Here is a 26,151-nt window from a genome sequence, read left to right as displayed (position 1 = left end):
AACCATCCGTACCGCCCGTCCCCGGCGCTCCCGCCCGGACCTCGGCCACCACCCGGAGCCCAATAGGTCTAAACCAATTATCGGAAGGCTCTTGTCACCCGGCTCTCCGGCTGGTGAGCTATGGCTTCGGACACATACGCACAGAGGACGCCCTGGGAAAGGGAGATGTCGTGAGCAACGAAAGCCTGGCCAACCTGCTCAAGGAAGAGCGGCGATTCGCGCCGCCGGCCGAGCTGGCCGCGGACGCCAATGTCACTGCGGAGGCGTACGAGCAGGCCGAGGCGGACAGGCTTGGCTTCTGGGCCGAGCAGGCACGGAGGCTCACGTGGGCCACCGAGCCGACCGAGACGCTCGACTGGAGCAACCCGCCCTTCGCCAAATGGTTCGCGGACGGCGAGCTGAACGTCGCGTACAACTGCGTGGACCGCCATGTCGAGGCCGGAAACGGCGACCGGGTCGCGATCCACTTCGAGGGTGAGCCGGGCGACAGCCGGGCCGTCACCTACGCCCAGCTCAAGGACGAGGTCTCCCGCGCCGCGAACGCCCTGACCGAACTCGGGGTCCGCAAGGGCGACCGGGTCGCCGTCTATCTGCCGATGATCCCCGAGGCGGCCGTCGCGATGCTGGCCTGCGCCCGTATCGGCGCGGCGCACTCGGTCGTCTTCGGCGGGTTCTCCGCCGACGCCGTCGCCTCCCGGATCCAGGACGCCGACGCCAAGCTGGTGATCACCGCCGACGGCGGCTACCGCCGGGGCAAGCCGAGCGCGCTCAAGCCCGCGATCGACGAGGCCGTCGCCAAGTGTCCGCAGGTCGAGCATGTGCTCGTGGTCCGGCGCACGGGCGAGGACACCGCCTTCACCGAGGGCCGCGACGTGTGGTGGCACGACATCGTGGACCGCCAGCCGGCCGAGCACACCCCCGAGGCGTTCGACGCGGAGCACCCGCTCTTCATCCTCTACACCTCCGGCACCACCGGTAAGCCCAAGGGCATCCTGCACACCTCCGGCGGCTATCTCACCCAGGCCGCCTACACCCACCACGCCGTCTTCGACCTCAAGCCGGAGTCGGACGTCTACTGGTGCACCGCCGACATCGGCTGGGTGACCGGCCACTCCTACATCGTGTACGGCCCGCTGGCCAACGGCGCGACCCAGGTGATGTACGAGGGCACCCCCGACACCCCCCACCAGGGGCGGTTCTGGGAGATCGTGCAGAAGTACGGCGTCACGATCCTCTACACCGCGCCCACCGCGATCCGCACGTTCATGAAGTGGGGCGACGACATCCCCGCCAAGTTCGACCTGTCGAGCCTGCGGGTGCTCGGGTCGGTCGGCGAGCCGATCAACCCCGAGGCGTGGATCTGGTACCGGGAGCACATCGGCGCGGGCAAGGCCCCGATCGTCGACACCTGGTGGCAGACCGAGACCGGCGCGATGATGATCTCCCCCCTGCCGGGCGTCACCGAGACCAAGCCCGGCTCCGCGCAGCGCGCGCTGCCCGGCATCGCGGCCACCGTCGTGGACGACGAGGCCAACGAGGTGCCGAACGGCGGGGGCGGCTATCTCGTCCTCACCGAGCCGTGGCCGTCGATGCTGCGCACCATCTGGGGCGACGACCAGCGGTTCATCGACACCTACTGGTCGCGTTTCGAGGGCAAGTACTTCGCGGGCGACGGCGCGAAGAAGGACGCCGACGGCGACATCTGGCTGCTGGGCCGGGTCGACGACGTGATGCTGGTCTCCGGTCACAACATCTCGACCACCGAGGTCGAGTCCGCGCTGGTCTCCCACCCCAAGGTGGCCGAGGCGGCGGTCGTCGGCGCGGCCGACGAGACGACCGGGCAGGCGATCGTGGCGTTCGTCATCCTGCGCGGCACGGCCACCGAGGACGAGGGCCTGGTCGCGGAGTTGCGCAACCATGTGGGCGCGACCCTCGGCCCGATCGCCAAGCCCAAGCGGATCCTGCCGGTGGCCGAGCTGCCCAAGACCCGCTCCGGCAAGATCATGCGCCGGCTGCTGCGCGACGTGGCGGAGAACCGGCAGCTGGGCGATGTCACCACACTGACCGACTCCTCCGTGATGGACCTGATCCAGACGCGGCTGCCGGGCGCGGCCTCCGAGGACTGATCCACCGCGCCGACCCGGAGGATCCGTCCGGAGCACGGCGCGGGACGAGCACCGCGTACGGGCGTCTCGGGGCCACCGCCCCGGGCGCCCGTACGCGCGTTTCGGCGCGCGGGCGGCCACCGCCCTCCGCCTGGGATGAGCGGATGACCCCGTATGCCCCTAAAGTAAGATCAAGCGAAGATAGCCGGATATACCCCCGCGCCCCACGCTCCGTGCCCTTGAAGCTCGCACTCTTGGGTAAGGTAAAGACCGCGTCAATATCGCGACAAGAAGAATAGGTGCGCCGGGAAGTCTGGTCGGCATGTGCTTTGCCCTGCCCGACCGACCGGAGGTTCCCCCCTATGGCCGCCGCACCCACCCCCCGTAAATTCCTCGGCCGGCTCTCCCTGCCCGAGCGCACCTTCGTCACCGACGCCCTGCGCACCGAGACCGTGGGCGGCGTACTGCTGCTCGTCGCCGCCATCGCCGCGCTGATCTGGGCGAACACCCCCCTCAGCGACAGCTACGACGCCCTGCGCTCCTTCCACATAGGCCCGGCGGCCCTGGGCCTGGATCTGTCCATCCAGCACTGGGCCGCCGACGGACTGCTCGCGATCTTCTTCTTCGTCGCCGGCATCGAGCTGAAGCGCGAGCTGGTCGCGGGCGAGCTGAGCGACCCCAAGGCGGCGGCGCTCCCCGTCATCGCCGCGATCTGCGGCATGGCCGCGCCCGCACTGGTCTATCTCCTGGTCAACACCATCGGCGGCGGCTCCACCGACGGCTGGGCCGTCCCCACCGCCACCGACATCGCCTTCGCCCTCGCCGTGCTCGCGGTCATCGGCACCTCACTGCCCTCCGCGCTCCGGGCGTTCCTGCTCACCCTCGCCGTCGTGGACGACCTCTTCGCGATACTGATCATCGCGGTCTTCTTCACCAGCGAGCTGAACTTCGCGGCCCTCGGCGGCGCGGTCATCGGCCTCGCCGTCTTCTGGCTGCTGCTCCGCAAGGGCGTACGCGGCTGGTACGTGTACGTCCCGCTGGCCCTGGTCATCTGGGGGCTGATGTACAACAGCGGGGTCCACGCCACCATCGCCGGCGTCGCGATGGGTCTGATGCTGCGCTGCACCCGCCGCGAGGGCGAGGAGCACTCCCCCGGTGAGCACATCGAGCATCTGGTGCGCCCCCTCTCGGCGGGGCTGGCCGTCCCGCTGTTCGCGCTGTTCTCGGCGGGCGTCGCCGTCTCGGGCGGCGCGCTCGGCGATGTCTTCACCCAGCCCGAGACGCTGGGCGTCGTCCTCGGACTGGTCGTCGGCAAGGCCGTCGGCATCTTCGGCGGCACCTGGCTCGCGGCCCGATTCACCCGGGCGGAGCTGAACGAGGAACTGGCCTGGCCCGATGTCTTCGCCGTCGCCACCCTCGCCGGAATCGGCTTCACCGTCTCGCTGCTCATCGGGGAGCTGGCCTTCACCGGCGACCAGGCGCTCACCGACGAGGTCAAGGCCTCGGTGCTGGTCGGATCGCTGATCGCGGCGGTGCTGGCGGCGGTGCTGCTCAAGCTCCGGGTCCGCAGGTACCGGGCGCTCGTCGACGAGGAGGAGCGCGACGAGGACCAGGACGGCATCCCCGACGTCTACGAGCAGGACAATCCGGCCTATCACGCCCGGATGGCCGAGATCTACGAGAAGAAGGCCGCCGAGCACCGCCGCCTGGCGGAAGTCGCGGGGGCGTCGCGCGGCGACGACGACGGTCCGGCATGATCTGATGTCGGACCCGGGAAGTTTTTCCGGGGCGTGACGAGGAACAGACAGAGTCTCGGAACCCGAGAGAGAGGGAGCAGCGATGAGCGACCCCGGCAGCAGTGCCGAGCGCAGTCTCGGCCAGCTGGTCGCCTCGGCGACCGCCGAGATGTCCGCACTGGTCCACGACGAGATCGCACTGGCCAAGGCGGAGCTGCGGCAGGACGTCAAGCGTGGCGCGATCGGTTCGCTGGCCATAGGCATCGCGGGGGTGTTCCTGCTCTTCTCGCTGCCGGTGTTCAGCTTCGCGGCGGCGTACGGCATCCACAATCTGGGGCTGGGTCTCGCCTGGTCGTTCCTGATCGTGGGCGGCGCGTTCGTGGTGCTGGCGGTGCTGCTGGCGCTGCTGGCGATCTCCAAGTTCAAGAAGGTCAAGCCGCCGGAGCGGTCGATCGCCTCGGCGAAGGAGACGGCGGCCGTACTGCAGAACGTCAAGCCGCACCCCCGGGACGCGCGCGTCCTCCCGGAGAGCCGCCCGCAGGAGCGGATCCCGGCCTGAGCCCGGGCCGCGCCGCAGGAGCGGATCCCGGTCTGGGCCTGAGCCGCGCCGCAGGGACGAGCCCCGGCCCTCGGGCCGGGGACGGCTCCCCTCCCGCCCCGGGAAGCCCCCGCTCCCGCCCCCGGACGACCCGGTTCGTACTCCCGGGAGACGCCGCTCCCGCCTCGGGCCCGTCCCGTCGCCGCCGTCGGGCGGCCCGGTTCGCCCGACCGGACGGTCGGGGAGAAACACGACATGCTCGGGTATGGCACGCTCGTCAGCATGACGGCCCCTGAAACCGGTAACGGCAGCCCCGTACGCATCGACGGTCCCTGGACCCATCGCGACGTGGCGGCCAACGGAGCGCGCTTCCACATCGCCGAGATGGGCGACGGGCCGCTGGTTCTCCTTCTCCACGGTTTCCCTCAGTTCTGGTGGACCTGGCGGCATCAGCTGCCGGCGCTCGCCGACGCCGGGTACCGCGCGGTGGCGATGGATCTGCGGGGCGTGGGCGGCAGCGACCGTACGCCGAGGGGTTACGACCCGGCCAACCTCGCGCTCGACATCACCGGTGTGGTGCGTTCGCTCGGCGAGCCGGACGCGGCGCTGGTCGGTCATGACCTGGGCGGCTATCTGGCGTGGACGGCCGCGGTGATGCGGCCGAAGCTGGTGCGCAGGCTCGCGGTCTCCTCCATGCCGCATCCGCGCCGCTGGCGCTCGGCGATGGTCTCGGACTTCGCGCAGAGCCGGGCCGGATCGTACATCTGGGGTTTCCAGCGGCCGTGGCTGCCGGAACGTCAGCTGGTCGCGGACGACGGCGCGCTGGTGGGGAAGCTGATCCAGGAGTGGTCGGGGCCGAATCCGCCCGAGGAGTCCGCGCTGGAGGCCTACCGGCGGGCGATGGCCATTCCGTCGACGGCGCACTGCTCGATCGAGCCGTACCGCTGGATGGTGCGGTCGATGGCGCGGCCGGACGGTATTCAGTTCAACCGCCGGATGAAGCGCCCGGTGCGGGTGCCGACACTCCATCTGCACGGCTCCCTGGACCCGGCGATGCGGACCCGCAGCGCGGCGGGGTCGGGCGAGTATGTGGAGGCCCCCTACCGCTGGCGGCTCTTCGACGGCCTCGGTCACTTCCCGCACGAGGAGGACCCGGTGGCGTTCTCCTCGGAACTGATCAACTGGCTCAAGGACCCGGAGCCCGACCGCCGTTGACCCGCCGGACCTCGGCTCCCGAAAGCCCGTACGGCGGCCGCCGGGAGCCCGGACCGCGACCCTCGTAAGCCCCCCTCGGGGTCGCCGCCCGGGGCCGCCCCGACCGCGGCCGAGGCCCTGGAACGCCCCGTACAGAACGTCTGTCCGACGAACAGCCAATTGCCTGGCGCATAGGCCAATTGGGCCGCCCCGGCACGATTACCGACCTTGGGGCACGGGCACACGTCCCGGTATGGGCTGGACGTACGACTACGGTGACGCGGTACGCAACCGTCGCTCCGCCAAGGGGCCGAGCACTCACAACAGCGATGGCCCGCGAGGTCGGGGCCACGAACATTCCGGGCAGGGGATCGGCATCCCCCGCATTCTCAGGCGCCGCGCCCGCTGGGTGTCCGCGCGTCTGCGCCACACCCGCCACTGACGGGGCCCGGCCCGGCGCGTCCGGGCCGAAGTCCCCGCGGTCCGGCCGGGCCCGGTCCCTCGGACCGGATCCGGGCCGGGCCCTGCGGGATCCCGCAGCCCGGATCTAGAGCGCGCACCCCTGGCTGTCCACTTCCTGATTGGCCGACAGTCCCGCCGCGATGTCTCCGGCGATCTCGTCGACCGTCAGGGCGTAGCCGGTCTCCGGGTCGTCGAGGGACCGGGCGAAGATGACTCCGTACACCTTGCCCTCGGGGGTGAGCAGCGGGCCGCCCGAGTTGCCCTGGCGGACCGTGGTGTAGAGCGAGTAGACATCGCGGCCCACGGTGCCCCGGTGGTAGATGTCGGGGCCGTCGGCGTCGATCCGGCCGCGGACCCGGGCCGAGCGGACGTCGTACGCGCCGTTCTCCGGGAAGCCCGCGACGATGGCTCCGTCGCCGGTGCGCGCGTCGGTCTTGGTGAACTCCAGCGGCTTGGCCTTGAGGTCGGGCACGTCCAGGACGGCGATATCGCGCTGCCAGTCGTAGAGCACGACCTTCGCGTCGTACAGCCGGCCCTCTCCGCCTATCTGCACGGTCGGCTCGTCGACCCCGCCCACGACATGGGCGTTGGTCATGACCCGGCGCTCGCCGAAGACGAATCCGGTGCCTTCCAGGACCTTGTTGCAGCTCTGCGCGGTGCCGACGACCTTGACGATGGACTTCTGGGCGCGGGCGGCGACCGGGCTGCCGATCAGCGCCGGGTCGGGGGGCTTCACCTCGGTGATCGGCTCATTGGCGAAGGGGCTGAAGACCTGCGGCAGTCCGCGCTGCGCGAGCACGGAGGAGAAGTCGGTGAACCAGGTGGACGCCTGGTCCGGCATCACCTGGGCGACCCCGAGCAGCACCTTCGAGCTGCGGACCTCCTTGCCGACGGTGGGCAGCGCGGTCCCCGCGAGCGCCGAGCCGATCAACCAGGCCACCAGCAGCATCGCGACCACATTGACCAGCGCGCCGCCGGTCGCGTCCAGGGCGCGCGCGGGCGACCAGGTGATGTACCGGCGGAGCTTGCTGCCGAGATGGGTGGTGAAGGCCTGGCCCACGGAGGCGCAGACGATCACGACGACGACGGCGACCACCGCGACGGTCGTGGACACCTCGGAGCCGTCCGTCAGCTCGTCCCAGAGCACGGGCAGCAGATAGACCGCGATCAGCCCGCCGCCGAGGAATCCGATCACCGACAGAATGCCGACGACGAAGCCCTGGCGATAGCCGATGATCGCGAACCACACGGCGGCGATCAGCAACAGGATGTCCAGCACGTTCACCGTCATTTGCCTCGCAGCTTCATCGCCTTCGTCACCGGACGGTCGGTCCGGTCCGCACCGGATGTCCGTCTCCGGTGTGCCGCCGAGTCCGGCCGGCCGGTGGTCCGACCGGCCGCGGTTCGGAGGATCAGCCTGTCATGCGTGCCGGTCGAGAGTGACCTGCCGGCCCTGGTCCCAGGGCCGCTCCCAGCCCGCGTAGTGCAGGATCCGGTCGATCACCCCGGCGGTGAAACCCCAGACCAGGGCCCCTTGGACGGTGAACGCCGGGCCGAGGTGACCTTGGGGATGGACGGCGTTGGCCCTGTTCTCCGGGTCCGTGAGATCCGCCACGGGCACGGTGAAGACCCGGGCGGTCTCGGCGAGATCGACGGCCCCGACCGGGGTGGGCGTGCGCCACCAGCCCAGGACGGGGGTGACGACGAACTGGCTCACCGGGATGTAGAGCTTGGGCAGCACTCCGAAGATCTGGACCCCGGCGGGATCGAGCCCGGTCTCCTCCTCGGCCTCGCGCAGCGCGGCGCGCAGCGGTCCGGTGGTGGCCGGGTCGCCGTCCTCGGGGTCGAGCGCGCCGCCGGGGAAGGCGGGCTGCCCCGCGTGGGAGCGGAGTGTGCCCGCGCGCTCCATCAGCAGCAGCTCGGGGCCCGAGCTGCCCTCGCCGAAGAGGACCAGCACGGCGGACTGACGGCCCCGGCCGCTCTTGGGCGGCAGAAAGCGGCTGAGCTGCTGGGGCCGGACGGTGTCCGCGGCCCGGGCGACGGGGTGGAGCCACGGGGGCAGGCCGTCCGCCGTGACGGTGACCTCCCGGGCGGATCCGCCCGCGCGCCCTGCCCCGGACGCGGCCGGGCCCCCGCCGTGCGTGTCGGTCCCGCCGGCCCGGCCGCCGTAGGTCTCTTCCCCTGTGCGCATGGACACCCCTTCGTTCACAACGCCCCGGGGCGCGCGGATCGTTCCGTCATCCGGTCTCCCCGGCGGGCGCCGCGGGCGGGGCGGGCGTGCCCGGATAGTCCGGGGGCGGGCTCAGCCGCTGCCCGGGCCGGCCGCCCATCTCGTACTTCAGGAGCTTCCGGGCCTTCTCCGGGTCCGTCTCGCCCTCGCCGTACGAGGGGCAGAGGTGGGCGATCGGGCAGGCGCCGCACGCCGGTCTGCGCGAGTGGCAGATCCGCCGGCCGTGGAAGATCACCCGGTGGGAGAGCATCGTCCACTCCGACTTCGGGAAGATCTCCGCGACCGCCGCCTCGACCTTCTCCGGGTCCTCCTGCTCGGTCCACTTCCAGCGGCGCACCAGCCGGCCGAAGTGGGTGTCGACGGTGATCCCGGGGACCCCGAAGGCATTGCCCAGCACCACGAAGGCCGTCTTGCGGCCCACGCCGGGCAGGCTGACCAGGTCTTCCAGCCGCCCGGGGACGGCCCCTCCGAAGTCGTCCCGCAGGGCGGCCGAGAGCCCCAGCAGCGATCTGGCCTTGGCCCGGAAGAAGCCGGTGGGGCGGATGATCGCCTCCAGCTCCTCGGGATCGGCCGCGGCGAGGTCCTCGGGCGTGGGGTACTTCCCGAAGAGGGCGGGCGTCGTCTGGTTCACCCTCAGGTCGGTGGTCTGGGCCGACAGGACCGTGGCGACGAGCAGCTCGAAGGGATTGCGGAAGTCCAGCTCCGGATGGGCGTACGGATAGACCTCGGCCAGTTCGCGATTGATCCGGCGGGCGCGGCGGACCATCGCCAGCCGGGATTCCGGCTTGGCGCCGGCTCCGCGCGACATCGATCGCCCCGTCGTTTTAGACTGAAGTGCGGCTTTTTGGGCGCGGGCCGACGACTGTTCGCCCACAGCGGAATCCTGCTTGGCGGGCACTCTTCCAGCCCCCTTGGCCTGCGCTCTCACCGGTGAGTTGGACACCCGGCAAGCCTACGGTCCACCACTGACATCCGCCCCGGTCACCGGTAATCCGGACCCAATCGGGCCCCTGCCGCACGAACAGACTCTCCAGTGCGTCAGACTTGTTGTGATTGATCGCACGAATATTTACTTGCCAGGGGCCCTCGGCGGACAGACTGTCCTACGCGGTGTCCCCCTGACCGGCACCGTGCGGTCCGGCATCATGGGGGCCACGGTCCCTGAGCAGGTCGACAAGGAGAGAACTCGTGGACGACGTTCTGCGGCGCGCCCCGCTCTTCGCGGCGCTCGATGATGAGCAGGCATCGGAGCTCCGCGGCTCGATGGGTGAGGTGACGCTCGCCCGGGGCGACGCGCTCTTCCACGAGGGCGACCCCGGTGACCGCCTCTACGTGGTCACCGAGGGCAAGGTCAAGCTCCACCGCACCTCCCCCGACGGCCGCGAGAACATGCTCGCCGTCCTCGGCCCGGGCGAGCTGATCGGTGAGCTGTCCCTCTTCGACCCGGGTCCGCGCACCGCGACCGCCACCGCGCTGACCGAGGTCAAGCTCCTCGGCCTGGGCCACGGCGACCTCCAGCCCTGGCTGAACGCCCGGCCCGAGGTGGCCACCGCCCTGCTGCGCGCGGTCGCCCGCCGGCTGCGCAAGACCAATGACCAGATGTCCGACCTGGTCTTCTCCGATGTGCCGGGCCGGGTCGCCCGCGCCCTTCTGGATCTGTCGCGCCGCTTCGGCGTGCAGTCGGAGGAGGGCATCCACGTCGTCCACGACCTGACCCAGGAAGAGCTGGCGCAGCTCGTCGGCGCCTCCCGCGAGACCGTGAACAAGGCGCTCGCCGACTTCGCGCAGCGCGGCTGGCTGCGGCTGGAGGCCCGCGCGGTGATCCTGCTGGACGTGGAGCGGCTCGCCAAGCGTTCCCGCTGACGCCCCGGCGCGTACACACGACATGACAAGGGCCGCCCGGAATCTTCCGGGCGGCCCTTGTCATGTCGTACGCGGGGAAGCTGCCCGCGTTCCGGGCCGTACGGGTCCCGGGGCCGGGGCGCCCCGGGCTGTCCGTACGCGTCCCCGGGCTGTCCGTACGGTCCCGGGGCCGGTGGATCAGCCGCGCTTGCCGTCCACGATCACCGGGGTGTCGCCGCCGTCGCCGCACGGCACCGCGTACACCGGGTTCTTGGCCGCCGCCTCCTTGAAGGCGTCGATGCACTGGTTCATCAGAACCTTCTCGCTGAGCGAGTTGTCGAGGATCTTGTTCGCCCGGGCGATGCCCTCGGCCTCGATCCGGCGGCGCTCCGCCTCCGCCTCGGCCGTACGGGCCGCCTCGGTCGCCCGCTCGGTGGCCTGCTGCTGCTGGATCTTGCGGTCGATCTGGCCCTGGAGCTGGTCGGAGGGCTTCACATTGCGCAGATTGACCGTGGTCACATCGATGCCGCGCGGGGCCAGCCGCTCCTTGATCAGGTCGCCGATCTCGGTGTTGATCTTCTCGCGGGCCGAGGAGTAGCCCTGCTCGCTCGTGTGACGGGCGAAGACGTTGCGGATGATCTCCCGGCTGTCCGGGAAGACCAGACGCTGCTGGATGGCGCCCTCGCTGCCCGCGAGCTTGTACAGCTCGACCGACTTCGCGGGCGTCACCGCCCACTTCACCGTGACCTCCACATACATCACGCCGCCCTGCTTGGAGCGGACCTCGACCACGTCCTTGTCGGAGAGATTGAGGTCGACGGGACGGGTGGAGAAGGTGGTGACGTTGGTGAACGGCGAGGTGATGTTCATGCCCGAGGTCATGGGCGAGCCGACCTTGCCGAAGGTGACGGGGACGCCGACCTCGTAGGCGCTGATCACATGGACACAGCTGGCGACGCCGGAGAAGAGCCCGGCTATCAGCGCGCCCAGGGCTCCGAACTTGAGCGCGGGGCGCTGCATGCCGCGCCCGACGAAGAACAGCACCACCGCGACGATGGTGAGCAGGATGAACAGGACGAACACGGAGAACCCCCAGAGAAATGCCAGATATAAGCGGAGCGTAAAGCACTCGTCGGAACCTCCGACGCCTGGGGGGCCGCACCGGTTCTCCGTACGCGGGACCATTCCGGACGCCCGGACGCGGGACCGCCCGGGTTCTGCGCACGCCGACCGCTCGGATTCTCCGTACGCCCGACCGCTCGGGTTCTGCGTACGCCGGACCGCTCGGATTCTCCGTACGCCGGACCGCTCGGTGTCAGGTCGGTCCGCGCTGCCGCAGATACTCCAGCTGCGCCCCCACCGACAGCTCCGCCGCGGGCCAGAGCGACCGGTCCACGTCCGCGTACACCCGCGCCACGACCTCCGGAGCCGTCCGGTACCCCTCCTCCACCGCCGTCTCCACCTGGGCGAGGCGGTGCGCGCGGTGCGCGAGATAGAACTCCACCGCGCCCTGGGCGTCCTCCAGGACGGGCCCGTGGCCGGGGAGCACCGTACGCACCCCGTCGTCCACGGTCAGCGAGCGCAGCCGCCGCAGCGAGTCCAGATAGTCGCCGAGCCGCCCGTCGGGATGGGCGACCAGCGTCGTCCCCCGGCCCAGGACGGTGTCCCCGGTGAGCACCGCGCCGTCGGCCGGCAGATGGAAGCTCAGCGAGTCCGAGGTGTGCCCTGGGGTGGGTACGACCCGCAGCTCCAGGCCGCCGACCTCGATCGTCTCCCCGGCCGTGAGCCCCTCGTCGCCGAGCCGCAGCGCCGGATCGAGCGCGCGGACGCCGGTGCCCGTCAGCTCGGCGAAGCGCCCCGCGCCCTCGGCGTGATCGGGGTGGCCGTGAGTGAGGAGCGTGAGGGCGATCCTCTTGCCCGCCTGTTCGGCGGTGGCGACGACCCGGCGCAGATGGACGTCGTCCAGCGGTCCGGGATCGACGACCACGGCGAGATCGGAGCCGGGCTCGGAGACGATCCAGGTGTTGGTGCCGTCGAGGGTCATCGCCGAGGGATTGGGGGCGAGGACATTGACCGCCCGCGCGGTGGCGGGCCCGGAGAGCACGCCGCCGCGCGGCTGCCCCGGCAGGGATCCGGCGTCGGTCATCGGGAGCCTCCAGCCAGGAATGCGGCATCGGTCATCGCGGGCCTCCGCCCAGGAGTACGGCGTCGGTCATCGCGGGCCTCCCGCCGGGATGTGCCGGGTGAACTCCTCGTGCCCCGGCCAGCTGAGCACCAGCTCCCCGCCCTCCCAGCGGGCCGTGGCCAGCACGGGGGCCAGATCCCGGCCGTCCGCCGCCGCGAGGGCCTCGGCGGCCGTGGCGTACGGGAGGAGGGTCCGCAGCGTGGAGACGGTCGGCGGCATCATCAGCAGCTCGCCCCGGTCGTACCCCCCGGCGGCCTCCTCGGGACGGATCCACACCGTACGGTCCGCCTCCGTCGACGCGTTCCGGGTGCGCTGGCCCTCCGGCAGGGCGGCGACGAAGAACCAGGTGTCGTAGCGGCGCGGCTCGAACTCGGGGGTGATCCAGCGGGCCCAGGCCCCCAGCAGGTCCGAGCGGAGCACCAGCCCCCGCCGGTCCAGGAAGTCGGCGAAGGCCAGCTCCCGGTCGACCAAAGCCTGCCGGTCGGCCTCCCAGTCCGGGCCCGTGGTGTCGCCGACGACCGTCTCCGGAGCGGGGCCCGCGAGCAGCACGCCCGACTCCTCGTAGGTCTCCCTGACCGCGGCGCACACGATGGCCTGGGCGGACGGCTCGTCCACCCCGAGACGGGCGGCCCAGACGGTACGGGAGGGACCGGCCCAGCGGACCGGGCGCGCGTCCCGGTCGTCCACCCCACCGCCCGGATAGGCGTACGCGCCTCCGGCGAAGGCCATGGAGGCGCGTCGTCTCAACATGTGCACGACGGGTCGGTCCGCCGTGTCGCGCAGAAGCATCACGGTCGCGGCCCGCTTGGGCCGAACGGGCGTGAGTTCGCCGCTCGCGAGTGCGCGAATCCGGTCCGGCCACTCCGGTGGGTACCACTGACCATTGGGCATGGCCGGATGCTAAACGCTCACGCGCTGTTGTTCGAGGGGCCGACCGCCGGGCGGCCCGGAGGTTTCACGTGGAACATCCGGGGCCGGTCCGCGCGGTCCCGCCCGGCCGTCAGTCCTGGACCAGTTCGACCTGGATCTCGACCTCGACCGGAGCGTCCAGGGGCAGCACCGCGACACCCACCGCGCTGCGCGCGTGGACGCCCTTCTCGCCGAGCACCTCGCCCAGCAGCTCGCTCGCGCCGTTGAGCACGGCGGGCTGACCGGTGAAGTCCGCGGCGGAGGCCACAAAACCGGTGACCTTCACGACGCGCGCGACGCGGTCCAGGTCTCCGACGACCGACTTCACGGCGGCCAGGGCGTTCAGCGCGCAGGTGCGAGCCAGCTGCTTGGCCTCCTCGGCGGTGACCTCCGCGCCGACCTTCCCGGTGACCGGGAGCCTGCCGTCCACCATCGGGAGCTGGCCCGCCGTGTAGACGTAGGCCCCCGAGACGACGGCCGGCTGGTACGCGGCGAGCGGCGGCACCACGTCGGGCAGGGTCAGCCCCAGCTCGGCGAGGCGGGCCTCGACCGCGCCCGGCCCTCCGGCCGCGGCGGCCCCTCCGGACGTACCCGTCACGACTTCTCCCGCTTCAGGTACGCGACGAGCTGCTCGGGGTTGTTCGGGCCGGGAACGACCTGGACCAGCTCCCAGCCGTCCTCGCCCCAGGTGTCCAGGATCTGCTTGGTCGCGTGCACAAGAAGGGGCACGGTGGCGTACTCGAATTTCGTGGTCATGACGCCAGACTGTAGCCGCAGGGATGAGCGGCTCCGCGCCCCGCCGTCGGCCTCCGCCGCACCCCGCCCCTCGCCCGGCCGCTTCCGGGCCCGTTCGGCCGCGCCGGCTCCGTCCGGCGGCCCGCCGGACCCGCGCCGCGCTCCTTTCGGCCCCGGGTTCCCGGCCCGGGCGTGACGCAGCACGCACACGCCTCGTGCGTAGCGCGCGGCCCGACTGGTTAGGCTCGAATGTGTGAGCAGGCTCCAGGTCGTCAGCGGCAAAGGCGGCACCGGTAAGACGACGGTCGCCGCCGCCCTCGCGCTCGCCCTCGCGACCGAGGGAAAGCGCACTCTCCTCGTCGAGGTCGAGGGGAGGCAAGGCATCGCCCAGCTCTTCGAGACGGAATCGCTTCCGTACGAGGAGCGGAAGATCGCCGTCTCCTCCGGCGGCGGCGAGGTGTTCGCCCTGGCCATAGACGCCGAGCGCGCGCTTCTGGACTACCTCCAGATGTTCTACAAGCTGGGCAGCGCGGGCCGGGCCCTCAAGAAGCTCGGCGCGATCGACTTCGCGACGACCGTGGCCCCCGGCGTGCGCGACGTGCTGCTGACCGGCAAGGCGTGCGAGGCCGTACGCCGCCGGACCAAGCAGGGCGCGTACGCGTACGACTACGTCGTCATGGACGCGCCGCCCACCGGGCGGATCACCCGGTTCCTCAATGTGAACGACGAGGTGGCGGGCCTGGCGAAGTTCGGCCCGATACACAATCAGGCCCAGGCCGTGATGCGGGTGCTCAAGTCCCCGCAGACCGCCGTCCATCTGGTGACGCTGCTGGAGGAGATGCCGGTCCAGGAGACCGCCGACGGCGTCGCCGAGCTGCGGGCCGCCGATCTCCCGGTCGGCAAGGTGATCGTGAACATGGTCCGCCCGCACATCCTGGACGAGGACGCGGTGCGCAGCGCGGCGGGCGACCGCAGGCGGCAGATCGCCAAGGCCCTCACGGCGGCCGGGGTGAGCGGCTCGGCGGGGCTCGTCACCCCGCTCCTCGAACAGGCCGCGGACCACGCGCGGCGGGTGGAGCTGGAGCGTGAGCAGCGGGCCGCCCTCCAGCGGCTGGATCTGCCGTCGTACGAGCTGCCGCTGCTCAGCGAGGGAGTCGATCTCGCCGGGCTCTACCAACTGGCGAAGGAACTGCGGAAGCAAGGGACCGGTTCATGACCCTGGACGCGTCGGCGACGCCCCTCGGCGTCGACTCGCTCATCGACGACCCGGCCACGCGCATCATCGTCTGCTGCGGCTCGGGCGGCGTCGGCAAGACGACGACCGCCGCCGCTCTGGGCGTACGGGCGGCGGAGCGCGGCCGGCGGGTGGTCGTGCTGACCATCGACCCGGCTCGGCGGCTGGCCCAGTCGCTGGGGATCGACTCGCTGGACAACACCCCGCGCAGGGTCGAGGGGATAACGGCGGGCGGCGGGGCGGCCGCTGAGCCCGGGGACTCCGGGGCCACAAAGGATTCCGGGGCAGCCGGGGCTTCCGGGGCTTCAGATGCCTCCGGGGCTTCCGGAGAGGCGGCCGCCGGGGGTGAGCTGCACGCCATGATGCTCGACATGAAGCGGACCTTCGACGAGATCGTGGAGACGCACGCGGACCCGGAGCGGGCCCGGGCGATCCTGGAGAACCCCTTCTACCAGTCCCTGTCCGCCGGTTTCGCCGGCACTCAGGAGTACATGGCGATGGAGAAGCTGGGCCAGCTGCGGGCCCGGGACGAGTGGGACCTGATCGTGGTCGACACTCCGCCGTCGCGCAGTGCGCTGGACTTCCTGGACGCGCCCAAGCGGCTGGGGTCGTTCCTGGACGGAAAGCTGATCAAACTGCTGGTGGCTCCGGCGCGCATGGGCGGCCGGGCGGGGATGAAGTTCCTCAATGTCGGCATGTCGATGATGACTGGAACGCTCGGCAAGCTGCTGGGCAGTCAGCTGCTCCGGGACGTACAGACTTTTGTCGCGGCCATGGACACGATGTTCGGCGGGTTCCGGACCCGGGCGGACGCGACCTATCGGCTGCTGCAGGCTCCGGGGACGGCTTTTCTGGTGGTGGCGGCGCCGGAGCGGGACGCGCTGCGGGAGGCGGCGTACTTCGTGGAGCGGCTGGCCGCGGAGGAGATGCCGCTGGCGGGGCTGGTCCTCAATCGCGTGCACCACAGCGGCGCGGACCGGCTTTCGGCGGAACGGGCGCTCGCCGCGGCGGAGATGCTCGCCTCGGAAATCGCCCCGGATCCTGAAGCATCGGATTTCGAAGCGTCGGATCCTGAAGAGGCGGGTCCCGAAGGTGCGGCCCCCGAAGCCTCGGGCCCCGACGGGCCGACGACTCGGACATCGGCGCAGACTCCGGCTCAGGCATCGGCTCAGACCCCGGCCGAGCCCTCGCTTCAGGGCTTGGAACACGCTCCGGAAAATGAGTCAAAAAATCTTGACTACGGTGGCATTGTCGATCAGGGCGCAGGGAAGACTGATGTTCGTGAGGCCACGGACGCCTCTCCCGAAGCTCTGACCGTGGATCGCACTTCCGCGCAGCCCCCGGCGCACCCCCCCGAGCCCGACCATCGCCCTCTGGAGCCCGCCGCGCACTCTTCCGCACGCCCCAGCCCGGCAGAAGACCACACCATCGAGCAGCTGACGGCCAGTCTGCTGCGCCTGCACGCCGAGAGGATGCAGGTGCTCGCCCGTGAACAGCGCACGCGGGATCGCTTCACCGCGCTCCACCCCGAGGTGGCGGTGGTGCAGGTGGCCGCCCTGCCCGGCGACGTCCACGATCTGGCGGGCCTGCGGGCCATCGGCGATCAGCTGGCGACGGGTGGCACGACACCGGCGAAGGCCGGCCAGGTCCCGCCGAGCCCGTGAGCCCGGCTCGTACCGCCGGTCCCGACCGGGTCCCGGCCCGCCGTCCTGGCGGCTGCTGTCCTGATGCCCGCCGTGTTGGTGCCCGCCGTGTTGGTGCCCGCATTGCTGACGCCCGCCGTGCTGGACCTGCGGTGCTGATACCTGCCGCTCCGGCGCCGGATTCCGGCGCGCCGAGCCTGATACCGGCTCCGACCTGGCCGTCTACCCCACCGCCGCGTACGTCTCGTACGTCTCGTCCTCGTCCAGTCCCACGGGCAGGATGCCCGCACCGCGCTCGTACTCCGTACGCGCGGTCTCCAGGAGTCTGCGCCAGGAGGTGACCGTGGGACGTCTGCGCAGCAGAGCGCGCCGTTCCCGTTCGGTCATTCCCCCCCACACGCCGAACTCCACTCGGTTGTCGAGGGCATCGGCCAGGCATTCGGTCCGTACCGGGCATCCGGTACACACCGCCTTGGCCCTGTTCTGCGCTGCCCCTTGTACGAACAGTTCATCCGGATCGGTAGTGCGGCAGGCTGCCTGCGCACTCCAGTCGGTTACCCAGCCCATCCCGGCGCCGTCCTCTCCCGAATCGAGGCTCCCCCACGGCGGCAGAGGCATATTCACCGCTGCCAGTTGAGGACGTTACGGAAGGCGGACACACCGCAACACCCCCTTCGGGCCCAATCTTGAATGGCCCGAACGGACTATGCGTATCCGGCAGATCACCCAGGGGAGTGACCTGAAGGCATACAGGATGAACCCCTCAAACCAGGGCATAGCAACCCAGGGGGAGTCGGCATCGGAGGGCACATACGTCGGATTCAACTTGAATTCGGACATGGAGTGCCGGATTCCGCTTCCGCGGTCGTCACTGCCATAGTGACTAGGGGCGTTGCGGGCGGAGCACAGAAGTGTTGCTACGAAATTGCTACAAACACGCTGCGACCTGCCGTGGATTCCAGCAATACCTTGATGCGGAACCACACTGCTGTGACAGTTGAGAGCAGCTTAGGCCAAGGCCTAAGCGTGTGTCCGGCGAATGAGAACGTAGGCTGCCTTCATGCCAAAGAAGCGCTCGGGCGGCGGTCTGACCGGGACCCAACAAGCCGCCAAGTTCCTCGGTGTCAGCGTGCTCGCCGGAGCGGTGCTCGCGGGCATCGCCCTGCCCGCCGCCGGGGTGCTGGGCCTCGCGGCCAAGGGAACCGTCAAGGGATTCGACGAGATCCCCGCGAATCTCAAGCGGCCCCCGCTCAGCCAGCGCACCAGCATCCTGGACTCCCAGGGCGGCCAGATCGCCACGGTCTACTCGCGCGACCGCACCGTCGTCCCGCTCAAGGACATCTCGCCGTACATGCAGAAGGCGATCATCGCGATCGAGGACTCGCGCTTCTACGAGCACGGTGCGATCGACCTCAAGGGCGTGCTGCGCGCGCTCAACAAGAACGCGACGACCGGCGGCGTCGCCGAGGGCGCGTCGACCCTCACCCAGCAGTATGTGAAGAACGTCTTCGTGGAGGAGGCCGGCGACGACCCCGACAAGGTCGCCCAGGCCACCCAGCAGACCCTCGGCCGCAAGATCCAGGAGCTGAAGTACGCGATCCAGGTCGAGGAGGAGCTGGGGAAGAAGAAGATCCTGGAGAACTACCTCAACATCACCTTCTTCGGCCAGCAGGCGTACGGCGTCGAGGCGGCCTCCCAGCGCTACTTCTCCAAGCCGGCCAAGGACCTGAAGCTGGAGGAGGCCGCGATGCTCGCCGGTCTCGTCCAGTCCCCCAGCCGCTACGACCCGGTCAATGACTCGGAGGAGGCCGCCAAGCGCCGCAATGTGGTGCTCCAGCGGATGGCCACCGTCGGCGACATCTCCCAGGCGGACGCCGACAAGGCGAAGGCCAGCGACATCAAGCTCAAGGTCAGCAAGCCGAAGAACGGCTGCATCACCGCGGTCAGCGGCGCCGGCTTCTTCTGCGACTACGTGCGCGAGGTCTTCCTGTCCGACCCGGTCTTCGGCAAGTCCAAGGAGGACCGGGCCAAGATCTGGAACCGCGGCGGGCTGACGATCAAGACCACGCTCGACCCGCAGGCGCAGGAATCCGCGCAGGAGTCGATAAAGAGTCACGTCAATCAGTCGGACCGGGTCGCCACCGCCGTGACCATGGTCCAGCCGGGGACGGGCAAGGTGCTGGCGATGGGCCAGTCCCGGCCGTACGGCTTCGGCAAGAACGAGACGACGATCAACTACTCGGTAGACAAGAAGGACGGCGGGTCGAACTACGGCTTCCCGGTCGGATCGACCTTCAAGCCCTTCGTGGCGGCGGCGGCCATAGAGCAGGGCAGGCCCGCGTCGCAGACGTACTCCTCGCCGTACCAGATGCCGTACCCGTCCTCGATCACCACATGCAGCGGCAAGCCGTGGGTCAACTCCATGGGCGCCAAGCTGGAGAACGAGAACTCGGCCGAGGTCGGCCCGTACGCCCTGCGCGAGGCGATGGAGAAGTCGGTCAACACCTACTTCGTCCAGATGATCCAGGACATAGGGCTCTGCCCGGTCGTGGAGATGACCGACAAGCTCGGCGTGGTCCAGGGCAACGGCACCAAGCTGCCGGTGGCGCCCGCGCCGCTGACGCTCGGCTCGACGGGCATCTCCCCGCTCGTCATGGCCGGCTCGTACGCGACCTTCGCCAACCGGGGCACGTACTGCACCCCGACCGTCATCGAGTCGATCCGCACGGCGGACGGCAAGAGCCTCGCGGTGCCGAAGACGACCTGCAAGACCGCGATGTCGGAGCGGACCGCGGACACCATCAACACCCTGCTGGGTGGAGTGGTCGACTCCGGTACGGGTCAGAAGGCCGGTCTGCAGAGCCGTCCGAACGCCGGCAAGACGGGTACGACCGACGGCCGGAAGAACGCCTGGTTCGTCGGCTACACCCCGAACCTCTCCGGAGCGGTGTGGGTGGGCAGCCCCAGCCAGCAGGTCGACATGATGAACATCACCATCGGCGGACAGTGGCACGCCAAGGTCTTCGGCGGCGAGGTCCCCGGCCCGATCTGGCGGGACGCGATGACCGGAGCGCTGGAGGGCAAGGAAGCCCTGCCGTTCAACAACGTGGTGATCCCGGACCCGCCGAAGTCCGGCGAGAAGCCCGAGGAGAACGAGGGCGGCGACAGCGACGGCGACTCGGACAGCGGCGACGGCGACGGCGACGGGTCGCAGGACGGCAAGCCCGGTGACGGGCTCCTTCCCAGCATCCCCGGCATCTCCGTACCCCCGAACGCCATCGGCGGCGGCGGGCTCCAGGGCACGACCGGCGACGCCGGCGCCCAGGGACGTACGGGCGGCGACAGCGACGGCGACGGTGAGGGCCAGGACAGCGGCGCCAGCGCCGGCTGGGACTGACCGGCGGCCGGACAGCCGACAGAGCGTGAACGGGAAGGGCCCGGGTCTCTCAGGAGACCCGGGCCCTTCCGCGTGAGCGACGGCGATACGGGGAGACGGCGCGGGCGGCGGCCCCGGGGAACGGTCCCCTGCGGGGCGGCCGGGCGCGGGCCCGTGCCATGCCCGCATCGAGGCGGTTCCGATCCGGGCCGGTCGCGGCGATCCGTCTCTCCCCGGCGCGGATCAGCCCGGCGCGGATCAGCCCGCCAGGAGCTGCTTCACCGTGGCGGCCACCCGGCCGCCCTCGGCGCGCCCGGCGACCTTCGGGTTCACGATCTTCATCACGGCGCCCATGGCCCGCGGCCCCTCGGCCCCGCCCGCCTTCGCCTCGTCGACGGCCTGCGCCACGATCTGCCGCAGTTCGTCGTCCGTCAGCTGCTGCGGGAGGTACGCGTCGAGGATGATCCCCTCGGCCTTCTCCCGCTCGGCCTGCTCCAGCCGGCCGCCCTGTGCGAAGGCGTCCGCGGCCTCACGGCGCTTCTTCGCCTCCTTGGCGATCACCTTCTGCACCTCGTCGTCGGAGAGCTCACGGGCGGACTTGCCCGCGACCTCCTCCTTGGAGACGGCGGTCAGGGTCAGCCGGAGGGTGGAGGAGCGCAGCTCGTCGCGCGCCTTGATCGCTTCGGTGAGGTCTTCCCGGAGCTTGGACTTGAGCGTGGTCATACCAATGAGTGTGTCAGGTGGGGGCAGCGGACGCCGCGCCATTTCACGGCCCCGCCCGGTGTCGCGGCCCCGCGGCGGCCCCGGGCCCGCGACCGGCGCGTCCGCTCCCGCCGCCATCCGATCAGATGAAGATCAAAAAAGCCGCCCACCGCCCGAGAAGGGCGCGGTGGTCTGCGACGATGGGCGTATGCGCGCACGTTATGGAGTACCCCTGGCCATCACGGCGGTCGGCGCGGCCGGCCTCGCCTACGCGGCGGGCTTCGAGGCCCGCTCGTTCCGCCTCCGCCGGGTGACGGTCCCGGTGCTGCCGAAGGGCATGCGCCCGCTGCGGGTCCTCCAGGTCTCCGACATCCATATGGTCGGCGGCCAGCGCAAGAAGCGGGCCTGGCTCCAGTCGCTCGCGGGTCTGCGCCCGGACTTCGTGGTCAACACCGGCGACAACCTCTCCGACCCGGAGGGCGTCCCCGAGCTGCTGGACGCGCTGGGCCCCCTGATGGAGCTGCCCGGGGTGTACGTCTTCGGCTCGAACGACTACTACGGCCCGAAGCCCCGCAACCCCGCCCGGTACCTCTTCGAGAAGGCCCAGGGCCGCCATGGGCTCAACGGCAACGCCCCGGTCACCGGAGTGATCCACAACCCCTGGGAAGAGCTGCGGGACGCCTTCGACACGGCGGGCTGGGTCGGTCTGAACAACACCCGCGGACGGCTCAAGCTGGACGGCTGCGAGCTGGCCTTCACCGGCCTCGACGACCCGCACATCAAGCGCGACCGGTACGAGGAGGTCGCCGGCGGTCCCGAACAGGACGCCGATCTCTCCCTCGCCGTCGTCCACGCGCCCTACCTCCGCACCCTCGACGCCTTCACCGCCGACGGCTACCCCCTGATCCTCGCGGGCCACACCCACGGCGGCCAGCTGTGCATCCCCTTCTACGGAGCCCTGGTCACCAACTGCGACCTGGACACCGACCGCGTCAAGGGCCTCTCCACCCACGAGGCCGCCGGCAACGTCTCCCACCTCCACGTCTCCGCGGGCTGCGGCACCAACCGCTACACCCCCGTCCGCTTCGCCTGCCCCCCCGAGGCCACCCTCCTCACCCTGGTCCCCCGCACCTGACCCGCCCCCCGTCCCACCCCTCCGGGCGCCCCCACGGCGGCGCGGGCGCCCGCGAAACCGGATTTCGTCCTCACGCGCCGGTGGGCTAAAGTAATCGATGTCGCCGCCACGGTGGGGACATCGGGGTGTAGCGCAGCTTGGCAGCGCGCTTCGTTCGGGACGAAGAGGTCGTGGGTTCAAATCCCGCCACCCCGACAGCTGAAACACCAGGTCAGAGGGCCCCTACCGAATTGGTAAGGGCCCTCTGGCGTTGCTGTGTGTCTATCTGCGTGCCTACGGCTTCCGTGGGTCCGCGCCGAAGATGCCGTCCATGACGACGGCACCCGTCTGGATCACCGGCCTGATCTGCTTCCGGTAGACCTCCTCGGTCACGGCCGTCCCCGAGTGACCGACGAGCCGGGAGATCTCCTCCAGGGGGACGCCAAGGTCGGAGAGCAGTGACACGAAGCTGTGCCGGAGCTCCCGAGGCGTCCACTCGGCCGCGTCGACCCCGTCGACATCCTTGAGCGCCTGGCGGAAGGCGCGCGGACGTTGGCAGCGTCGAGCGGCTTGCCGACGGCCGAGGAGAAGACGAGCCCGTGCTCCTCCCACTCGTCGTCGGCGGCGAGCCGATCCCAGCGCTGATCCTCGTACTGCCGCCAGAGCGCATCGATACAGCGTGACGGCAGGGCGAGCGTGCGCCGGGACTTGCGGGTCTTGGTGTCGCCGCTCCGCCGGACCGACCGCCACACGGCGATATGCGGAGGCTGCGGCGGGACCAGGTCGGGCCGTCCCTTGAGAAAGACGTGGTCCCAGGTGAGGGCCCGCAGTTCCTCGGTGCGGGCACCGGTCAGGAGGGCGACGACGATGTACGCGTACATCGAGGTTCCCTCAGTTCCCCGGAGAACGGCCTCCGCCTGGGCGAAGGTGAGAGCTTTTGAGGGGCGCCCGGACTGCCCCTGAGGCACCGAGCACAGCTCCACGACGTTCCGCTTGGCCTTGTCTCGGGCCATGGCCCGCTTGACCGCCCGGTTCAGGCAGGAGTGAAGGCCCTGGAGAGTGCGGGTGCTGAGCGTCCTGGACTTCTTGGCCAGCCAGCGGTCAACGTCCTCCGCGCTGAGATCGCGGAGCTTGCGGGCGCCGAGCGACGGAATGACGTGCTTCTCACTGAGGAGCGTGGTCGTCGCGACGGTGCTCGGGTCAAGGCCGGCCAGACCGGAGGCGAGCCAGTCCGTGACGGCGTCCTTCACGGTGTAGTTGGTCGGCGTAGTTGGTCGGCGCGATGGCCAGACCGTCTTCGTGGTCGCGCAGCACCTCCTTGAGCTTGTTCTTCGCTTCCGTCTTGGTCCTGCCACTCCCCCGCTTCACGATCCGCTTGCCGCTCGGGTCGAAGCCGAGGTTCGCCGTGGCGATCCACCGTTGCCGCTTCTCGTCCCAGTGCAGGCCGCCGTCACCACGACTACGTCGTTTCGTCATCAGGCCGCCCGCCCCATCTCGTCCGCGATGAACTGGCGCAGGGCGACAGCAGGAATCCGGCGGCAGCGCCCGATGGTGACCGAAGGCAGGCGCCGCGTGCGGATCAGGTCGTAGACGGTGGACCGGCCGAGCCGGAGACGCTTCGTCACCTCGGCCACGGTGAGCAGTTCGTCATCACGCATGGTGGGTTTCTCCTGTCTTGTCGGGTGACTGCGGACGTAAGGCGCTGAACAGGGCCTCGGCATCGGTCAGCCCCATTCCGGCGAAGCGCCAGTGGGAGAGGACGAGGACCGTGTCCGGCTCCGGAAGCGGGTGGCCGGCCGCGATGGCGCGTTCGCGGGTAAGGGCCTCGTTGTGGTCGGCGCGTTCCTGGCGGAGGGCGCCCAACGTGACGCATTAGGCGCGGGATTTGGTGGAGAAGTGGCCGCGGAAGCCGAGCATGTGAGCCCACTTGCGCAAGCGGAGGTCTTCCAGTTCGGGCAGGGCCCCGAGACGCCAGCAGGTGAGGATCATGTGCCGCGCGTGGTCGCTGACGTCGGCGCCGATGAGATCGGTGACGGGATTGCGAAGGGGCCGGTCCAGGGCGCCGGTCACGGCCTCGGCGCCCTTGGTGGCGTACTTGGTGATGTAGGCCGCGACGGCACGGCTGGTGAGGTTCGTCGTGGCGGTGAAGTCGGCCGACCGGATCGGACGGATGTCGAGCTGCTCACCGAACCGGAAGGAATGGGCGCGCCCCTCCAGCACCGGCCCCGGAGCCTCGGCCAGGCGGACGGCGGACCGGATGACGTCGGTGAGCAGCGCGGTCGTGGCCCATCCGGGCGGGGCGTCCTCGGCGCCCTCCGGGCCGTCGAGACGGATCACGGCATGGAAGTGGACGGCTCCGCGCCGCTGGTACTCCGCGACCTTGGCGTACGAGACCTTGAGGCACTGCCCCAGGGCGGAACGCGTGACTCCCGCACGGGCTGCGAGCTGCTGGCGGAGGTAGGTGGTGAAGCGCCCCCAGAGGGCCCCTGCGTGGGCATTCCAGAGGACGGCAGTGCCAGTAGTCGTAACGGTCAGGGTTCAGCGGCGTACCGAGGGCAGGGTCCCCTTCGCTGTGCAGGCGTCCGCAGCGGCAGCGGCCCGTTCCGGGGCGGTTGTGGACAGGCCCGAAGGAGGGAGCAGTGAAAGTGGCGAAGACAAGGGGGTGTTGGGCGACAGCCGGGCCGATGCCCTTTCCTCCGGTGAGACCGGCCGTGATGAGGTGGAAGGTGTCCTTGCGGTACGTCTCCGCGCAGGACGCGCACCGGGTGGTACGGCGGTTGTTGCAACGGACGAGGAGCTGACCGGCGGGGAGTGTGGCGCTGGTGATCTCCCGTACGACCTCACCAGTCGTGGTGTGGACGTCGAGGCGATGGCCTTCCAGCCGGACGGGCCGCTCGCAGCCGCTGAGGCGCTGGATCTGCCGGGCGTGAGCGCCGAGGTCGCCGTACCGGGCGAGGGTGGCCAGCTGGCGGAGCGCCCCGGCGTCGGGAGCCTGGGGGTTCACGTGAGGTTCCTCCTTGGTGGGGGCCAAGGCCCGCCCTGTCGTCCAGGGGGCTAGACAGCAAGGGCAGGCCAAGGCGTCGAGAAAGCGGGGATCAGCGGCGGTCGCTCTGAAGGATCGAGCGGACGACGACGGCGCAGACGGCGACGGATGCGGCGGCGACCGCGACCGCCAGCAGCAAGGAGACCAGGACCGTGCCGACGACCAGAGTGAGGGCGCTTCCGGGGGTGAGCCGCACGGCCGGTCGGGCCGGAGCCGCCTGGAGCGGGGTCGGGATGTACGGAGCCGGAACGTGGGCCGGCGGGGTTTCCGGGGTTGGGTACTTCGGCGAGAACATACGGGGTCCCTTCTTCGGGTCAGCCGAGGAGACCGGCGACGGCGGGGGCGAGGGAGCTGTTGGCGACGAGGTAGCCGCCGAGCAGGAGCGGCACGACCAGCCACCACGGCGGTCGGGCGAGCTGGATACCGAGGACGGCGACTACGAGCACGACGAACCACAGCGGTACGTGCATGGGGGCGACCTCCTGTCAGGCCTTGCAGCGGTGGGTACGGGCGGCCAGTTCGGCGGCGGGGCGACTGTCGTACTCGGCGGAGAAGTCGCAGCGGGGAGCGGTGCAGGCGGCGAGGCGCCGGTTGCGGCCACGGGCGAGGAACGTGGCGACCTGGACGGGGCCGATGCGACGGACGTTGCGGAAGCGCGGGGTCATGGGGCGGGGTCCTTTCTCAGAGGTGGGCGGCGACGGACGGCGTCATGGATGCGGGGAGGCCGAGCCGGGTCCGTACGGTGTCGGCATCGGCCGCCCTGCCCGTGGAGGCGCGGTACTCCGCCGCCAGCGACTGGACGCGCTCCACGAGGGCGGGCGGCAGAGGCGATACGGGGACGGGAGCGGGCGTCGACTTCTCGGATGCCTCAGCGGCGAGGAGTTGAGGGAGCGAACTGACCGGCCCCGACTCGTCGTCCACCGCCACAGCAGCGGGTGGCTCCGGGGTAGGCGGCTCCGGGATCGGGTTCGCACGAACCGCTGCTGGACGGGGAGCGTGAGCGAGGAGCGTGAGCGAGGAGCGTGAGCGAGGAGCGTGAGCGAGGAGCGTGAGCGAGGAGCGTGAGCGAGGAGCGTGAGCGAGGAGCGTGAGCGAGGAGCGTG

General features: G+C 70.6%; 25 protein-coding genes, 1 tRNA gene and 2 pseudogenes. 11 read left to right on the top strand and 17 right to left on the bottom strand.

Annotated elements, in window-relative coordinates; genetic code table 11:
* Positions 1–170 precede the first annotated feature (170 nt).
* The 5 genes from acs to ACF089_RS25700 all read left to right on the top strand — a co-directional run bounded on the left by acs (position 171) and on the right by ACF089_RS25700 (position 6,015).
* Positions 171–2,126, top strand: coding sequence for an acetate--CoA ligase (acs, locus tag ACF089_RS25720; RefSeq protein WP_392030908.1), 1,956 nt, complete (start codon positions 171–173; stop codon positions 2,124–2,126).
* Between the two features lie 341 nt (positions 2,127–2,467).
* Positions 2,468–3,862 carry a Na+/H+ antiporter NhaA gene (gene nhaA / locus ACF089_RS25715; protein ID WP_392030905.1) on the top strand — a complete coding sequence of 465 codons (1,395 nt, stop codon included), beginning with the start codon at positions 2,468–2,470 and terminating at the stop codon, positions 3,860–3,862.
* 82 nt (positions 3,863–3,944) lie between these two features.
* Complete coding sequence (locus tag ACF089_RS25710) at positions 3,945–4,400, top strand: phage holin family protein (protein WP_392030902.1); 456 nt, start codon at positions 3,945–3,947, stop codon at positions 4,398–4,400.
* 261 nt (positions 4,401–4,661) lie between these two features.
* On the top strand, positions 4,662–5,594 hold the full coding sequence (locus ACF089_RS25705; protein ID WP_392030900.1) for an alpha/beta fold hydrolase: 933 nt from the start codon (positions 4,662–4,664) through the stop codon (positions 5,592–5,594).
* A gap of 232 nt (positions 5,595–5,826) precedes the next feature.
* Complete coding sequence (locus tag ACF089_RS25700; RefSeq protein WP_392030897.1) at positions 5,827–6,015, top strand: hypothetical protein; 189 nt, start codon at positions 5,827–5,829, stop codon at positions 6,013–6,015.
* Positions 6,016–6,120: 105 nt separating this feature from the next.
* On the opposite strand, the gene ACF089_RS25695 is transcribed toward ACF089_RS25700, so the two are convergent.
* The 3 genes from ACF089_RS25695 to nth form a co-directional block, all read right to left on the bottom strand.
* Positions 6,121–7,320, bottom strand: a complete 1,200-nt coding sequence (locus ACF089_RS25695) for a MarP family serine protease (RefSeq protein WP_392031287.1) — start codon at positions 7,318–7,320, stop codon at positions 6,121–6,123.
* Between the two features lie 135 nt (positions 7,321–7,455).
* On the bottom strand, positions 7,456–8,226 hold the full coding sequence (locus ACF089_RS25690) for an NUDIX hydrolase (protein WP_392030895.1): 771 nt from the start codon (positions 8,224–8,226) through the stop codon (positions 7,456–7,458).
* Positions 8,227–8,272: 46 nt separating this feature from the next.
* Entirely contained in the window at positions 8,273–9,139 is an 867-nt protein-coding gene (gene nth / locus ACF089_RS25685; RefSeq protein ID WP_392031284.1) for an endonuclease III, read from the bottom strand.
* A gap of 314 nt (positions 9,140–9,453) precedes the next feature.
* Here nth and ACF089_RS25680 point away from each other — a divergent pair, with 314 nt between their 5' ends.
* Complete coding sequence (locus tag ACF089_RS25680; RefSeq protein ID WP_351548110.1) at positions 9,454–10,128, top strand: Crp/Fnr family transcriptional regulator; 675 nt, start codon at positions 9,454–9,456, stop codon at positions 10,126–10,128.
* Positions 10,129–10,305: 177 nt separating this feature from the next.
* On the opposite strand, the gene ACF089_RS25675 is transcribed toward ACF089_RS25680, so the two are convergent.
* The 5 genes from ACF089_RS25675 to ACF089_RS25655 form a co-directional block, all read right to left on the bottom strand.
* Positions 10,306–11,190: an SPFH domain-containing protein gene (locus tag ACF089_RS25675; protein ID WP_392030892.1), complete on the bottom strand. Its 885-nt coding sequence runs from the start codon at positions 11,188–11,190 to the stop codon at positions 10,306–10,308.
* A 232-nt stretch (positions 11,191–11,422) separates the two neighbouring features.
* Positions 11,423–12,253 carry an MBL fold metallo-hydrolase gene (locus tag ACF089_RS25670; RefSeq protein WP_392030889.1) on the bottom strand — a complete coding sequence of 277 codons (831 nt, stop codon included), beginning with the start codon at positions 12,251–12,253 and terminating at the stop codon, positions 11,423–11,425.
* 66 nt (positions 12,254–12,319) lie between these two features.
* A complete protein-coding gene (locus ACF089_RS25665) occupies positions 12,320–13,183 on the bottom strand; it encodes an NUDIX hydrolase (protein WP_392030886.1) in 864 nt (287 codons plus the stop codon).
* 109 nt (positions 13,184–13,292) lie between these two features.
* A complete protein-coding gene (locus tag ACF089_RS25660; RefSeq protein WP_392030884.1) occupies positions 13,293–13,799 on the bottom strand; it encodes a RidA family protein in 507 nt (168 codons plus the stop codon).
* Positions 13,796–13,957: a DUF4177 domain-containing protein gene (locus ACF089_RS25655; RefSeq protein WP_392030881.1), complete on the bottom strand. Its 162-nt coding sequence runs from the start codon at positions 13,955–13,957 to the stop codon at positions 13,796–13,798. Before ACF089_RS25655 ends, ACF089_RS25660 begins: the two co-directional genes overlap by 4 nt.
* Positions 13,958–14,189: 232 nt before the next feature.
* On the opposite strand from ACF089_RS25655, the gene ACF089_RS25650 reads away from it, so the two are divergent.
* On the top strand, positions 14,190–15,152 hold the full coding sequence (locus ACF089_RS25650) for an ArsA family ATPase (RefSeq protein ID WP_392030878.1): 963 nt from the start codon (positions 14,190–14,192) through the stop codon (positions 15,150–15,152).
* Complete coding sequence (locus ACF089_RS25645; RefSeq protein WP_392030875.1) at positions 15,149–16,834, top strand: ArsA-related P-loop ATPase; 1,686 nt, start codon at positions 15,149–15,151, stop codon at positions 16,832–16,834. Before ACF089_RS25650 ends, ACF089_RS25645 begins: the two co-directional genes overlap by 4 nt.
* A gap of 201 nt (positions 16,835–17,035) precedes the next feature.
* On the opposite strand, the gene ACF089_RS25640 is transcribed toward ACF089_RS25645, so the two are convergent.
* Positions 17,036–17,380, bottom strand: a complete 345-nt coding sequence (locus ACF089_RS25640) for a WhiB family transcriptional regulator (protein ID WP_392030872.1) — start codon at positions 17,378–17,380, stop codon at positions 17,036–17,038.
* Between the two features lie 493 nt (positions 17,381–17,873).
* Here ACF089_RS25640 and ACF089_RS25635 point away from each other — a divergent pair, with 493 nt between their 5' ends.
* Positions 17,874–20,210, top strand: coding sequence for a transglycosylase domain-containing protein (locus ACF089_RS25635; RefSeq protein WP_392030869.1), 2,337 nt, complete (start codon positions 17,874–17,876; stop codon positions 20,208–20,210).
* A gap of 237 nt (positions 20,211–20,447) precedes the next feature.
* On the opposite strand, the gene ACF089_RS25630 is transcribed toward ACF089_RS25635, so the two are convergent.
* Positions 20,448–20,912, bottom strand: a complete 465-nt coding sequence (locus ACF089_RS25630; protein WP_392030865.1) for a GatB/YqeY domain-containing protein — start codon at positions 20,910–20,912, stop codon at positions 20,448–20,450.
* 187 nt (positions 20,913–21,099) lie between these two features.
* Here ACF089_RS25630 and ACF089_RS25625 point away from each other — a divergent pair, with 187 nt between their 5' ends.
* The gene (locus tag ACF089_RS25625) at positions 21,100–22,026 is read left to right on the top strand and encodes a metallophosphoesterase (protein ID WP_392030862.1); all 927 of its coding nucleotides are present in this window, start codon (positions 21,100–21,102) and stop codon (positions 22,024–22,026) included.
* Between the two features lie 121 nt (positions 22,027–22,147).
* Positions 22,148–22,221 (top strand) — tRNA-Pro (locus tag ACF089_RS25620).
* 78 nt (positions 22,222–22,299) lie between these two features.
* Here ACF089_RS25620 and xerC read toward each other — a convergent pair.
* The 7 genes and pseudogenes from xerC to ACF089_RS25585 form a co-directional block, all read right to left on the bottom strand.
* Positions 22,300–23,481, bottom strand: a pseudogene (gene xerC, locus ACF089_RS25615) (tyrosine recombinase XerC).
* Positions 23,481–23,663, bottom strand: coding sequence for a helix-turn-helix domain-containing protein (locus tag ACF089_RS25610; RefSeq protein WP_010064779.1), 183 nt, complete (start codon positions 23,661–23,663; stop codon positions 23,481–23,483). The pseudogene xerC and the gene ACF089_RS25610 overlap by 1 nt, the downstream one beginning before the upstream one ends.
* Positions 23,656–25,009 (bottom strand): annotated as a pseudogene (locus tag ACF089_RS25605) (replication initiator). The gene ACF089_RS25610 and the pseudogene ACF089_RS25605 overlap by 8 nt, the downstream one beginning before the upstream one ends.
* Positions 25,010–25,100: 91 nt before the next feature.
* A complete protein-coding gene (locus ACF089_RS25600) occupies positions 25,101–25,343 on the bottom strand; it encodes a SpdD protein (RefSeq protein WP_392030859.1) in 243 nt (80 codons plus the stop codon).
* Between the two features lie 19 nt (positions 25,344–25,362).
* On the bottom strand, positions 25,363–25,518 hold the full coding sequence (locus tag ACF089_RS25595) for a hypothetical protein (RefSeq protein ID WP_392030856.1): 156 nt from the start codon (positions 25,516–25,518) through the stop codon (positions 25,363–25,365).
* Between the two features lie 15 nt (positions 25,519–25,533).
* Positions 25,534–25,713 (bottom strand): mobile element transfer protein, encoded by a 180-nt coding sequence (locus ACF089_RS25590; RefSeq protein ID WP_392030853.1) that lies wholly within the window; start codon positions 25,711–25,713, stop codon positions 25,534–25,536.
* Positions 25,714–25,729: 16 nt separating this feature from the next.
* Positions 25,730–25,969 (bottom strand): hypothetical protein, encoded by a 240-nt coding sequence (locus tag ACF089_RS25585; protein WP_392030850.1) that lies wholly within the window; start codon positions 25,967–25,969, stop codon positions 25,730–25,732.
* Positions 25,970–26,151 lie beyond the last annotated feature (182 nt).

The sequence above is a fragment of the Streptomyces sp. NPDC014894 genome, assembly GCF_043080985.1.
Classification (GTDB): domain Bacteria; phylum Actinomycetota; class Actinomycetes; order Streptomycetales; family Streptomycetaceae; genus Streptomyces.
This window is presented reverse-complemented; position numbering and strand designations above follow the sequence as displayed.